The organism is Microtetraspora malaysiensis, assembly GCF_001528665.1.
In the GTDB taxonomy this organism is placed as follows: Bacteria; Actinomycetota; Actinomycetes; order Streptosporangiales; family Streptosporangiaceae; genus Microtetraspora_A; species Microtetraspora_A malaysiensis.
This window is the reverse complement of record NZ_BBYJ01000016.1, coordinates 82,221-94,607: the sequence shown is the minus strand read 5'-3', so window position 1 is coordinate 94,607 and position 12,387 is coordinate 82,221. Positions and strand designations below refer to the sequence as shown.

Below are 12,387 nucleotides of genomic sequence, written 5' to 3'. Positions count from 1 at the left end.
GTCAGACCTCCATGAGTCCACGAGCGACCAGCGGGGCCACCTGGTCTCCGACCTCGGCGAAGCCCTCGCCGACCGTGAGCCCCTTGGTGTATCGGAAGTGGATGCCCTCGGCGATCACCGCGAGCTTGAAGCAGGCGAGCCCGACGTACCAGCCGAGCCGGGAGATGTCGCGGCCGGACGCGTCGGCGTAGTGGGCGGCCAACTCCGGCGCGGCGAGCAGCGGGTCGGTGGGCAGCGGGTCGGCCGGCGCCGCGCCGCCCGGGCCGTCGAGCTCGGCGAACTCCCCGTACAGAAGGAACAGCGCGAGGTCGGTGAGCGGGTCGCCGAGGGTGGACATCTCCCAGTCGAGCACCGCCCTGACCCGGCCGTCCGCGATGAGGGTGTTCCCGAGCTTGAAGTCGCCGTGGACGATCGCGGGGCTGCCCGAGCGGGGCACGTCGCGGGCCAGCCGGGCGTACAGGTCGTCGATGCCGGGCACCTCGCGGCTGCGTGAGGCGTCGAGCTGCCGCTTCCACCGGCCGACCTGACGTTCCAGGAAGCCGTCCGGCCGGCCGAAGTCGCCGAGGCCGACCTGATCCGGGTCGATGGAGTGCAGCGTGGCGAGCACGGACACCAGATCGCGGGCGATCTCCGGGGTGAGCGGCGGGTGGCCGCCCTCGACGTACTCCATGACGTAGAAGGGCGCGCCGACGACGTCGGGGTCCTGGCACAGGTGGTACGTGGCGGGCACCGGGACGCCGGTGTCGCGCAGTGCCGTCATGACGCGGTGCTCGCGGCCCATGTCGTGCGCCGTGGCGAGGACGTGCCCGAGCGGGGGCCGGCGCACCACGAGCGTCCGCTCCGCGTCGCGCACGACGTAGGTCAGGTTGGACTTGCCTCCGTGGATCACCTCCGCCCGCAGCGGGCCGCGGGTGAGACCCTCTCGTTCGAGGTGGTGGGAGAGGCGGGCGAGATCCAGGCCGGGCGGGTCTGCGTTCACGCCAGGCAGCGTACCGACCAGACGGTATGTATGTCGACAGCGGCCGCGCGACGCCTCCCGCACCGGCTCCCACTAGCCTTTACGCATGATCGCGAAGATGCCCGAAGCCGTCGTGCTCGACGGCGACGTCGTCCGGCTCGTGCCGCTCGCCCTCGACCACGCCTCCGACCTGTTCACCGCGCTGAACGACGACGAGGAGGTCTGGCGGTGGCGGCCGGGCGCGATGCCCCGCTCGGAGGCCGCGATGCGCGAGGTGGTCGCCGGTCTCCTCGGCAGCCGGGACACCACCCAGTTCGCCGTGATCTTCAAGGAGACCGGGCGCGCGATCGGCTCCACCGGTTTCTGGTACGTGAGCGGCTTCGACGCCTGCGTCGAGATCGGCTCGACCTGGTACGGCCGCGCCTACTGGCGCTCGGGCGTGAACACCGAGTGCAAGGTGCTGCTGCTCGACCATGCCTTCGACGCGCTGGGCCTCACCCGCGTCGTGCTCAAGACCGACATCCTCAACCTGCGCTCGCAGGCGGCGATCGAGCGGATCGGCGGCGTGCGCGAGGGGATCCTGCGGCGCCAGTACCGCCGGGCCGACGGCACCTGGCGGGACAGCCCCTACTACTCGATCCTCGACGACGAGTGGCCCGCGCACCGGGCCCGCCTCACCTCACGCTGACGGCGCCTGGCTGGCGGCACTTCCTGATCTGCCGGAATCTGGCAGATCAGGAATGATCAACACTTGCGCTTCTTGCCACGGCCTCTGCGGCACCCTCGTGAACTGGGGCTGAGTTGGACACGAGGCGCAACCGGTGAGTCCGGGTCCGCATCGGCTCGGCCACCAGAGTGCGCAGCTCCCGCACGCCCACGTCGGCGGGATGACCCGAGTTCAGCACCACCTAGATCGCCCCGAGCGCGCCCTTCCCTGCCATCTCGGTCGCCCTGCCGGACGACAGCTTCCGGCCCGCCCGGCCCCGGGAGAGCAAGCAGTCCTTCGGCCGCCAGCGCGAGGCTCTCCTCAGTCGCGGGCATTTCCGCTCCCGACCGCAGCATGCTAGCTAGCATGCCAACTAGCATGCTGTTTGCATGCTCCTTCATGTCGACCAGGAGTCATCGATGCTCGATGAAGAACTTTCCGAGATCGTTGCGAACCTCCGCGCACTGGGCGGCGACATCTCCGACGTGGAAGTGAAGAAGTCCCAACGCGAGCTGCCGAAGACGACCCGAGAGACGCTCTCGGCTTTCGCCAACACCCATGGTGGAGTGCTCATCCTCGGCTTGGACGAGTCCACGGGCTTCACAGCCACCGGCGTGCAGGATGCCGTGAAGCTCTCCAACAACCTGGCCTCACTCTGTTCCACCGACATGGAGCCCGCGCTGCGGCCGTTGATCCGTGTCCACGAATTCGAAGGCGTGCAGCTCGTCATTGTGGAAGTTCCCGAGCTGGACCCGGCCCAGCGGCCATGTTTCTACAGAGGCGCCGGGATGACCAAAGGCAGTTTCGTCCGCGTCGGTGATGGCGACCGGCGTCTGTCGAGCTACGAGGTTCAGATCATGCTGTCTTCGCGCGGTCAGCCTCGCGAGGACGAACAGGCCGTTCCAGGAACCGGGCTGGAGCTGCTCGACCCGATCGCCCTGGAGTCGTTCATCGCACGGCTCCGAACCACCAGACCATACGCGTTCAAAGATCTTGACCGCGAGAATCTGCTAAGGCGCGCCAAGATACTGGTGACCGGGAACGGTGGTACAGAGACGCTTTCCGTGGCGGCCTTACTCGCGCTCGGTTCCTACCCCCAGGAGCATTTCCCGCAGCTGATGATCAGCTTTGTTCACTACCCCTCGGCCAGCCACGAGCCTCCTGCTACCGGGACCCGCTTTCTGGACAACGTCATCGTTGAGGGCCCCATCCCTGTCATGCTCCGCGACGCACTCGCGGCGATCCGACGGAACATGTCCAGGAGAGCCGTGATCGGAGGAGTCGGGCGAGAGGACGTCTGGGAATACCCTGAGACCTCCCTTCGGGAGGCCGTGGTCAACGCACTCGTACACAGGGACCTCTCCAGTGCCGCCCGTGGCACTCAGATCCAGATCGAGATGTACTCCGACCAACTGACGATCCGGAGCCCCGGCGGACTGTTCGGCCCGGTGACCATCGACAACCTCGCCGAAGAGGGGATCTCTTCCGCACGCAACGCGACCCTTATGAAGATTCTCGAAGACGTTCCCCTGCCGGGCGAGACCCGAACGGTCTGCGAAAACCGCGGCTCGGGAATCCGGGCCATGGCCTCCGCCCTCCGAGCAGCCGGGATGAGCCCACCACAGTTTGAAGACCGAGTCGCGTCATTCACCGTCACCATTCCCAATCACGCCTTGTTGAGTGAGGAGGTCGTGAGATGGATCAAGAGTCTGGATGAAGTAGGCCTCACCGACAGCCAGTGCATCGCGCTGGCGATGCTCCGGCAAGGAGAGATTCTGGACAATCGCTCCTATCGGAGCGTGACCGGCGTCGATTCCCGCGTCGCAACCACCGAACTACAAGATCTGGTAGCGCGTGAACTCGTGCTGCAGACCGGAACCAGGCGATGGGCACGCTACGAACTGTCCCAGCGATCGCGCGGCCGCACCTTCGCGGGGACTCCAGCTACCGCACGGAGCGACCGACGTCCGCAGCTACTGAACGCGCTCAGTGACGAGACGCTCTCCAGGGCCGAGTTGGCCCGCCGCACCGGACTAACCGATGGAACGGTACGGCGCTGGCTCTCGATCATGCGAGAGGAAGGCACGGTGGAATTGATCGGGAGCTCGCCGAGAAGTTCGAGCGCCCGCTACCGCCGAGCCCGTCAGGAATCCCTTTTCCATGACATCTGATCCAGACTAGTGAGACCTCATCCCGGTAAGAGCCACAGCTGCGAACCGGAGCGTTCTCCGACGCCTGCCTTGAGTCCACGACAAGTTGGCCGCGAGAAACCGCAGGTCGACGCACCGTAGATTGCGAGGCGCCTGGCTGGCGGCGCTACTCCGCGGGCGCTCCGGAGAGGACGCCGCGGAGGAACTCGGCGAAGGCCGCGCGCAGGTCGTCGATCGACGGCGCGGCCCCGGCCCCCACGACGGAGTCGAACATGATGCCCTCGAAGAAGGCCACCGCCTGGCGGCCGTGCCGTACGGGATCGGCGGAGCCGGCGGCGGCGAGCAGCGCGGCGGCGGGATCGCGGAAGCCGGCCCCGGCCCGGTCGTAGATCTCGCGCAGCTCCGGCCGGCGGGTCGCCTCCAGGGCCAGCTCGTAGCGGGCGATCGTGACATGCCGGTCGCGGTTGAGCGCGCGGTGCATCACCTGGGCCAGGAGCTCCGTGAGGGCGGCCGGATCTACCGGCCCGTGCGCCGCCGCGCCCCCGGCGTCCGGATCCGGCATGAGGTCGGCGAAGAGGTCGCGCTCCAGCTCGGTGAGGCGGGCCAGGGTGAGCCCGAGCAGCGCGGCCCGGGTGCGGGCGTGGTTGGAGGTCGATCCCGAGGGCAGCCCGGCCGCCTCGTCCACCGCGCGATGCGTGAGCCCGCGCATCCCCCGTTCGGCCAGGATCTCGATGGCCGCGTCCGCGACGCGCGTCACCCGCTGGTTCGACATGCCTGGATACTACAGCCGTAGTCACCCTCGACCGCAGCCGTAGTATGCTCGGACTACAGATGTAGTGAGCGACGGAGGTCGTCATGGGCGATGCGTTGGTGATCGGTGCGGGGATCGGCGGGTTGACGGCGGCGGCCGCCCTGGCCGAGCGGGGCTGGACGGTGACGGTGTGCGAGCGGGCGTCCTCGATCGAGCCGGTCGGCTCCGGCCTGGCGATCGCGCCCAACGCGCTGCGGGCACTGGACACGATCGGCGTCGGCGACCGGGTGCGCGAGCTCGCCGCGCTGCAGGGCGTGGCCGGCATCCGCCGCGCCTCCGGCGGCTGGCTGTCCCGCACCAGCGCCGAGGCCGCCCAGGCGCGGTACGGCGACCCGATCGTGCTGCTGCGCCGCGCGACGGTCATGGAGCTGCTCGCCGGCCTGCTCCCGCCCGGCGCGCTGCGCCTGAACACCGCCGTCCACGACGTGGACGCCTCCTCGGGCCGGGTGAGCACCGACGCGGGCGAGCTGCGCGCGGACCTCGTCGTCGCCGCCGACGGCATCCGCTCGGCGGCCCGCCGCGCCCTCTTCCCCGGTCACCCGGATCCGGTGTACTCGGGCACGACGGCCTGGCGGTTCGTCGTCTCCGGGCGCGGGATCGCGGCGCTCAACGGAGCGGAGTCGTGGGGGCGCGGCGAGGTCTTCGGCGTCATGCCGCTGGCCGGCGACGAGGTGTACTGCTACGCCACCGCGACCGTCCCGTCCGGGCCGGGCCACGCGGACCCGGCGGAGGAGAAGGCCGAGCTGCTGCGGCGGTTCGGGACCTGGCACGCCCCGATCCCCGCGTTGGTGGAGCGCGCCGATCCGGCGGAGGTGATCCGCAGTGACGTCTTCTTCATGGACACGCCGCTGCCCGCGTTCCATCGGGGCCGGGTCGCGCTGCTCGGCGACGCCGCCCACGCGATGACGCCGAACCTGGGCCAGGGGGCCTGCCAGGCGATCGAGGACGCGGTGACCCTGGCGCACCACGTGAGCGCGGGCTCCGTCGAGCGCGGCCTCGCCGCCTACACCCGCGACCGGCTGCCGAGGACCACCGGGATCGTACGGCGCTCCGCCGCGATCAACCGGTTGACCCGGTGGTCGAACCCGGTCGCCGTCGCCGCGCGCGACGGGATGATGTCCCTCGCGGGGCTGGCCGGGCCCACCGCCGCCCTGCGGCAGGCGGACGCGACGTTCAACTGGTGGCCGCCGGCGTGACCGGGACGGGGGCCGCGGCCGGCTTGGTGGAGTGGTCCGGCGTCAGCCGGCCCAGTGTGATCGTGCCGCCGGCGAGCACGGCCGCCGCCAGCAGGGCCGGGATCACCTGCCCGGCGCCGGTCGGCAGCGACTCGCCGAGAAGGATCGCGCCCGCGAGCACGGACGTGATCGGGTCGACCACCTGCACCCCGGCGTACGCGATGCCGAAGTAGCCCACGGCGTACGACTTCTGCAGCAGGACCACGGCGCAGATGAGCAGCACGGGGATGGCCAGGGTGAACCAGTGCAGCAGCTTGGACAGATCGCCGTGCAGCCCGCCGCCGACGACGCGGACGAACGTGGACACGGTGGCGGTGACCGACCCGGCGCCGACCGCCATCGCCAGCGCCTTGCCCGGGCCGCGCAGGAACCGCGCCACGCTGAAGCTCACCGCGACGATCACGGCGACGCACCCGATCAGGCCGAGGGCGGCCCCGTCGGAGAGTGACGGCGTGACGTTGTGCGCCGGCACCAGCAGCATCAGGCCGAGCAGCCCGGCCGCCACCGCGATGGAGCCGAGGATCTCGGCCCGGTGCGGCCGGCGGCCGTGCAGCATGGCGGCCAGCGGCACCGCGAAGACCAACGTGGCGACGCTGACCGGCTGCACCGCGACCAGCGGCGCCATGCTCAGCGCCACCGCGTGCAGGCTGGCGCCGGTGAAGCCGATGATCCCGCCGAGCCACCAGCGCGGCCGCTTGACCAGCTGGAGGGTGGCGCCGTCACGAACGGCCTCGAACTGCTGCAGGGCCGCGCCCAGCGCGTATCCGAGCGCGCCGACCAGGGCGATGACCACACCCACCCAGATCATGGGCACCGGCCGGGGAGTCGTTCATCGAGGGATCTCACCACGTCAGCTTAGGGACAAAATCCACCGCCCCCGTCACTGACGCGGACGAGATCATCACCTTTCCGGGCAGACGCAGAACAGGTGACCCTCGGGGTCGGCGAGGACGACCCAGCTGTCGCCCGGCTGGAACTCCGGCTTGGTCGCCCCCAGCTCCAGGTACTCCTCCACGGCCTTCGCCACGTCGGGGACGCGGAAGTCGAGGTGGAACTGCTTGTCCGGGCCGGGCCAGGAGCCGGGCCTGCGCTCGGCCACCCGCTGGAAGTAGATGCTGGTGGTGCCGTCCCCGATCCCGGCGTACTCCTGCTCGGCGTACTGGACCTCGAAGCCGGTGATCTGGGCATAGAACTCGGCGAGCCGCTTCGGCTCGGCGCAGTCGATGGTGAAGGCGATCAGTTTCGCGATGGTTGTCATGGGCCCTAATCTGCCCGCCATACCTGTCAGGGCGTGTCATGAATATTTCGCACTCGAAAGATCGTTGGGTTTGAATGGCTCGGGGAACCGGACAAACGAAACCCGGTCCGGCGAACTACCTTTTGGAGCGGGCATGGCCTGGGTGCCGCAGATGATCAGACGCCTCCTGGACAAGCCGGGAAGCGTGGACCTGACCCGGTTCCAGGCGACGGTCGCCGAGGCCGCCCGGCTGGAGTCCGAGGTGCGGGCGCGACCCGAGCTGCTCCCTCCGGCGGAGGCCGCCGTCGGCACCGCCGAGTTCTGCGCGGTGGTACGCGAGGCGGCCGTGCGGACCCTCGGGCAGCGGCCGTACGACGTGCAGCTCGTGGGGACGCTCGCGCTGCTCCACGGCCACGTGGCCGAGATGGCCACCGGCGAGGGCAAGACCCTGTCGGGGGCGCTCGCCGCCGCCGGGTTCGCGCTGCGCGGCAGGCGGGTCCACGTGATCTCGGTCAACGACTACCTGGCCCGGCGGGACGCCGAGTGGATGGCCCCGCTCTATCAGGCCCTCGGCCTCACCGTCGGCTGGATCGGGCAGGGCTCCACGCCCGAGGAACGGCGCGCGGCCTACTCAAGGGACGTGACGTACGCGGCGGTCAGCGAGCTGGGGTTCGACGTGCTGCGCGACCGGCTGCGGACCGACCCGGCGGACCTGCTGGTCCCGGCGCCGGAGGTCGCGCTGGTCGACGAGGCCGACTCGGTGCTGGTGGACGAGGCCCGGGTGCCGTTGATCCTGGCCGGGGCCGCCGACCCGGGCCGGGCGGCGCCGGAGATGGCGGCGCTGGTCCGGCGGCTGTCCCGGGGCTACCACTTCGAGGTCGACGACGAGGGGCGCAACGTCTTCCTCACCGCCAAGGGCACCGACACGGTCGAGACGGCGCTCGGCATCTCCCTCTACGACCATCCCGGCACGGTGGCCGAGGTCAACCTGGCGCTGCACGCGCACGCGCTGCTCACCCGGGACGTGGACTACATCGTCAGGGACGGCCGGGTCCACCTGATCAACCCGTCGCGCGGCCGGGTCGCGCTGCTGCAGCGCTGGCCGGACGGTCTGCACGCCGCCGTCGAGGCCAAGGAGCGGCTCGCGCCGTCGGAGACCGGGGAGATCCTCGACTCCATCACGATCCAAGGCCTCCTCACCCGTTATCCCGAAATATGCGGCATGACGGGGACGGCGGTGGCCGTCGGCGACCAGCTCCGCGAGTTCTACAAGCGGGAAGTGGCGGTCATCCCGCCCAACCGGCCCTGCGTACGCGTGGACGAGCCCGACCGGATCTTCGCCGCCGCCGACGACAAGGTCGCCGCCGTCGTCGAGGAGATCGCCGCCCAGCACGCCACCGGCCGTCCGGTCCTGGTCGGCACCCTGGACGTCGCCGAGTCCGAGCGCCTCGACCTCCGGCTGCGCGCCCGGGGGCTCGCGCCCGTCGTCCTCAACGCCAAGAACGACGCCGAGGAAGCGTCGATCATCGCGCGGGCCGGGGCCCGTGGCGCGATCACCGTGTCCACCCAGATGGCCGGGCGCGGCACCGACATCCGCCTCGGCGGCGCCGCGGAGGAGGACGGCGACGACGCCGAGGAAGCGGTCAGGCGGCTCGGCGGCCTGTACGTGATCGGCACCGGCCGCCACGACAGCAGCCGCCTCGACGACCAGCTCCGGGGCCGCGCCGGACGGCAGGGCGACCCCGGCGGCTCGGTGTTCTTCGTCAGCGGCGAGGACGTCCTGCTCACCGCGTACGCCCCCGACGCCTCCCTGCCCGACGCCGACGCCGACGGCGTCGTACGGAATCCGCAGGCCGCCTCGACGGTAGGGCACGCGCAGCGGGTCGCCGAGGGCGCCAACCTGGAGATCCACCGCAACACGTGGCGCTACACGCGGCTGCTCGAACGGCAGCGGGACGAGCTGCTCGAACGGCGCGACCGGATCCTGCACGAGGACACGGGCGCCCGCGCGCTGGAGGACGCCTGCCCCGAGCGGTACGCCGAGCTGCGCGAGTCGGCCGGGGAGGCGGCCGTCGAGCGGGCCGCCCGCCAGATCGTGCTCTTCCACCTGGACCGCTGCTGGACCGAGCACCTCGCCCACATGGCGGACGTCCGTGAGGGCATCCACCTGCGGGCGCTGGGGCGGCTCAACCCGCTCGACGAGTTCAACCGCGAGGCGGTGCCCGCGTACCGGCACCTGCTCGACGAGATCGGGCGGCGCTCCAAGGAGACGTTCGAGAGCGTGGACGTCACCGGCGACCTGGCCGGGCAGGGGCTGGCCCGCCCGACCGCGACCTGGACCTACCTGGTGCAGGAGAACCCGTTCGGCTCGGAGTGGGACCGGGTGCTCTCCCGCGTCGCCGCCGCGCTGAAGGGCGGGCGGCGCCGGCGCTGACGCTCAGGGCGGGTCGCGCAGCAGCGCGGCGGGCACGGGGATCGCGGGGAACGGGTTGTCCGGCGGCATGACGAGGCGGCGGGACTCGCTCGCCCGTCCGGCCGCGTCCAGGTGCAGCAGCGCGGCGCCGATCCCGGCCGCGCCGACCATGTAGCCGGTGTCGGCGGTCACCTCCCACGGCCGCAGCCGCCGGTACGCCTGGTACCACCGGTAGCCCCGCCCGTCGTGGCCGGTGGCGCGGGCGACGAGGTCGTCGGCGAGGGACCTGGCGAACGCGAGGTGCGCCTCGCGTCCCGTGGCCGCCCACAGGCCGACGAACAGCTCCACGAGCCCCGCCGCGCCGCAGCACTGGCAGGCCACGTTCCAGTACCCGGCGGTCTGCCGTCCCGGCACGCCGCTCTGGACGACGCCGTGCGCCAGCCGCTCGACCCAGTCGAGGTCGCCGGGGTCCCCGGTCACACGGTGCAGCTCGTAGAACATCCGGGCCACACCCGCCGACCCCGAGCAGAAGCCGAGGTAGTGCAGGCCGCGCCCCTGCGGGACGTGGTGCGGGACGAGCGCGCACCTCTCGGTGACCAGGCTGACGGTGCGGACGAAGTCGGCTCCCCTGCGCGCGGCGACGAGGAAGCGCTCCTCGCGCGTGAGGCCGTACAGGCGGGCCAGCAGGAACGCGGTCCCTGCGGTGCCGGACAGGAATCCGGGGGTGACGGCGTCGGTGGGCAGGTCCGGGCAGGAGTCGCCGCCGAACCGGTGCCCCGGCACCGCCATCCCGGCGATGCGCTCGCCCGCCGCCACGGCGATCTCCTCGTACAGCGGCACGCCGAGCATCCCCGCCGCGTGCAGCAGCCCGAGGACGATGCCGCCGTCGCCGCGCTGGGCGGGATCGCCGGTCCATCCGACGCCCCCGTCCATCGGGCGTACGGCACGGGCGAGGTGGTCGGCGCCCGCCCGCGCCGCCTCGCACAGCCGGTCGTCGCCGGTCGCCCATCCGGCCTCTGCCAGGGCGAAGACCACGCCCGCGAGCCCGTGGTGGAGGGAGAGGTCGGACCGGCCGCGCCAGTTCGCGGCGAGGTGGCGGGCTCCGGCGCGGGCGTCCTCCAGGTATTCCTCATGGCCGGTCGCGGCGGCGAGTTCGAGGAAGAAGAGGACGATCCCGGCGGACCCGGAGTACAGCGAGAACCGGTCACCGGCCATCGCGGAGCGTCCGCGCGGATCCGGGTTCGGCTCCCAGTGCCGGCCCCGATCGGGGCCCCGCCCGTGGTCGACCGCGGCCGACCTCACCCATCGCGCCGCCATGACGGCGGCGGTGATCGGCGTCTCGGCGCGCGGCCCTGGGCTCACTGGCGCACCATCCTCTCGCGACGGCCTCTCGCGACGGCGACCATTTCTGACAAATCCCTACCAGGATAGTCATAAATCCCGCGCGACGTGCGGGATTCAGCAGTCTACGGACGGCGGGATCAGCCGGCCCACCCATTGGAGAGACGGCTCGGCCACTCTCTGTGAGAACATTTGGGCGCCATGCGTGCCCGTCTCCCCCTGCGTCTCGCCCGCGCCGCCGCCTTCTCGGTCGTCTGCGTGGGTCTCGGCGTGTTCGCGCACAGGTTCGCGGGAGGGACCGGGCCGACGCCGGGCGCGCTCGCCGTCGGCGGCGCCGTCGTCATGGCGGTCTCGGCCGTACTGGCCGGGCGCGAGCGGTCGCGCGCGACCATCACCGGCCTCCTCGCGGCGGCGCAGCTCTTCCTGCACCTGCTGCTCGGCCGCGCCGCCCTGCCGGACGGCCTCCCGGTGCCGCAGCACACGCACCGCCTCGGCGTGGACGCCGGCATGATCGCCGCCCACCTCGTCGCCACGCTGGTCACCGGATGGTGGCTGGCGCGCGGCGAGACGGCGGTGTGGTCCCTGCTGCGCCGGCTCGGCGCGTCCGCGCTGCGCCTGCTGACCCCGGCGCCCGCACCCGCCGCGCCGCACGTCCCGCTCCCCCGCGCCGCGGCGGCGCCCGCGCCCCTGACCGGCCGGACGCTCCGGCACGCGCTCGTACGACGTGGCCCACCGGTTCTCCCCGCCTTCTGACATCCCCTGACCGTTCACGAAGACGACCGGAGAACCTCCCATGACCACGACCACAGTTCGCCGCGCCGCCGCCGTCACCGCCGGTGCGCTCGCGCTCACGCTCGGCCTCGCCGTACCCGCCCTCGCCCACGTCTCCGTCAACCCCGGGACCGCGGTGAAGGGCTCATGGACCAAGCTCGCCTTCCGCGTTCCGAACGAGCGGGACAACGCCTCCACCACGAAGGTCGAGGTGGAGTTCCCGACCGACAACCCGCTGCCCTTCGTCTCGGTCCGGCCGGTCCCCGGCTGGGACGTGAAGGTGACCCAGGGCAAGCTCCCCGCCCCCGTGGTGTCCGACTCGGGTGACACCATCACCGAGTCCGTCCTGAAGATCACCTGGACCGGCGGCAAGATCGGGCCGGGTCAGTTCGAGGAGTTCGAGGCGTCGGTCGGCCCGCTGCCCACCAAGGTGGACGAGCTGACCTTCCCGACCGTCCAAACCTACTCGGGCGGCGAGGTCGTGAAGTGGGCCGACCCGGCCAAGCCCGACGGCTCCGAGCCGGACCACCCGGCGCCGGCCCTCAAGCTGGTCGCGGCCGGCGACGACACGGCGAGCGGCACCGGGGCGGCGTCCCCGTCCACCGCGCCGCCCACCGGGCCGTCCGTCGCCGCGGCGAGCGAGGGCGACTCCTCGGACGGCACGGCCCGGCTGATCGGCGCGGCCGGGGTCGTCATCGGCGTCGTGGGGACCGCCGTCGGCGTGGCCGGGCTGCGCCGCCGTACCCAGTGAAAGCGCCGGCTTCT

At 71.8% G+C, this 12,387-nt stretch carries 11 protein-coding genes; 6 read left to right on the top strand and 5 right to left on the bottom strand.

Annotation, left to right across the window (positions count from 1 at the left end; genetic code table 11):
* Position 1 precedes the first annotated feature (1 nt).
* Positions 2-979, bottom strand: a complete 978-nt coding sequence (locus AWQ71_RS21010; RefSeq protein ID WP_067135773.1) for a phosphotransferase family protein — start codon at positions 977-979, stop codon at positions 2-4.
* An 85-nt stretch (positions 980-1,064) separates the two neighbouring features.
* On the opposite strand from AWQ71_RS21010, the gene AWQ71_RS21005 reads away from it, so the two are divergent.
* Both AWQ71_RS21005 and AWQ71_RS21000 read left to right on the top strand, forming a co-directional pair.
* A complete protein-coding gene (locus tag AWQ71_RS21005; protein WP_067135772.1) occupies positions 1,065-1,646 on the top strand; it encodes a GNAT family N-acetyltransferase in 582 nt (193 codons plus the stop codon).
* 437 nt (positions 1,647-2,083) lie between these two features.
* Positions 2,084-3,835: an ATP-binding protein gene (locus AWQ71_RS21000; protein ID WP_067135770.1), complete on the top strand. Its 1,752-nt coding sequence runs from the start codon at positions 2,084-2,086 to the stop codon at positions 3,833-3,835.
* Positions 3,836-3,980: 145 nt separating this feature from the next.
* Here the strand turns inward: AWQ71_RS21000 and AWQ71_RS20995 are convergent, their stop codons facing one another.
* The gene (locus AWQ71_RS20995; RefSeq protein ID WP_067135765.1) at positions 3,981-4,586 is read right to left on the bottom strand and encodes a TetR/AcrR family transcriptional regulator; all 606 of its coding nucleotides are present in this window, start codon (positions 4,584-4,586) and stop codon (positions 3,981-3,983) included.
* Positions 4,587-4,669: 83 nt separating this feature from the next.
* On the opposite strand from AWQ71_RS20995, the gene AWQ71_RS20990 reads away from it, so the two are divergent.
* Positions 4,670-5,821, top strand: coding sequence for an FAD-dependent monooxygenase (locus AWQ71_RS20990; protein ID WP_067135763.1), 1,152 nt, complete (start codon positions 4,670-4,672; stop codon positions 5,819-5,821).
* On the opposite strand, the gene AWQ71_RS20985 is transcribed toward AWQ71_RS20990, so the two are convergent.
* Positions 5,799-6,668, bottom strand: a complete 870-nt coding sequence (locus AWQ71_RS20985) for a DMT family transporter (RefSeq protein ID WP_067135762.1) — start codon at positions 6,666-6,668, stop codon at positions 5,799-5,801. The two genes, AWQ71_RS20990 and AWQ71_RS20985, sit on opposite strands and share 23 nt — an antisense overlap.
* A 93-nt stretch (positions 6,669-6,761) precedes the next feature.
* Positions 6,762-7,118: a VOC family protein gene (locus tag AWQ71_RS20980; protein ID WP_067135760.1), complete on the bottom strand. Its 357-nt coding sequence runs from the start codon at positions 7,116-7,118 to the stop codon at positions 6,762-6,764.
* 151 nt (positions 7,119-7,269) lie between these two features.
* On the opposite strand from AWQ71_RS20980, the gene secA2 reads away from it, so the two are divergent.
* Positions 7,270-9,531 (top strand): accessory Sec system translocase SecA2, encoded by a 2,262-nt coding sequence (gene secA2 / locus AWQ71_RS20975; protein ID WP_439650373.1) that lies wholly within the window; start codon positions 7,270-7,272, stop codon positions 9,529-9,531.
* Positions 9,532-9,534: 3 nt separating this feature from the next.
* Here secA2 and AWQ71_RS20970 read toward each other — a convergent pair whose 3' ends face one another.
* On the bottom strand, positions 9,535-10,872 hold the full coding sequence (locus tag AWQ71_RS20970; protein ID WP_067135756.1) for a lanthionine synthetase LanC family protein: 1,338 nt from the start codon (positions 10,870-10,872) through the stop codon (positions 9,535-9,537).
* Positions 10,873-11,052: 180 nt separating this feature from the next.
* Here AWQ71_RS20970 and AWQ71_RS20965 point away from each other — a divergent pair, with 180 nt between their 5' ends.
* Positions 11,053-11,604 (top strand): hypothetical protein, encoded by a 552-nt coding sequence (locus AWQ71_RS20965; RefSeq protein WP_067135974.1) that lies wholly within the window; start codon positions 11,053-11,055, stop codon positions 11,602-11,604.
* Between the two features lie 40 nt (positions 11,605-11,644).
* Positions 11,645-12,373 (top strand): YcnI family copper-binding membrane protein, encoded by a 729-nt coding sequence (locus AWQ71_RS20960; RefSeq protein ID WP_067135754.1) that lies wholly within the window; start codon positions 11,645-11,647, stop codon positions 12,371-12,373.
* The last annotated feature ends 14 nt before the right edge of the window (positions 12,374-12,387 follow it).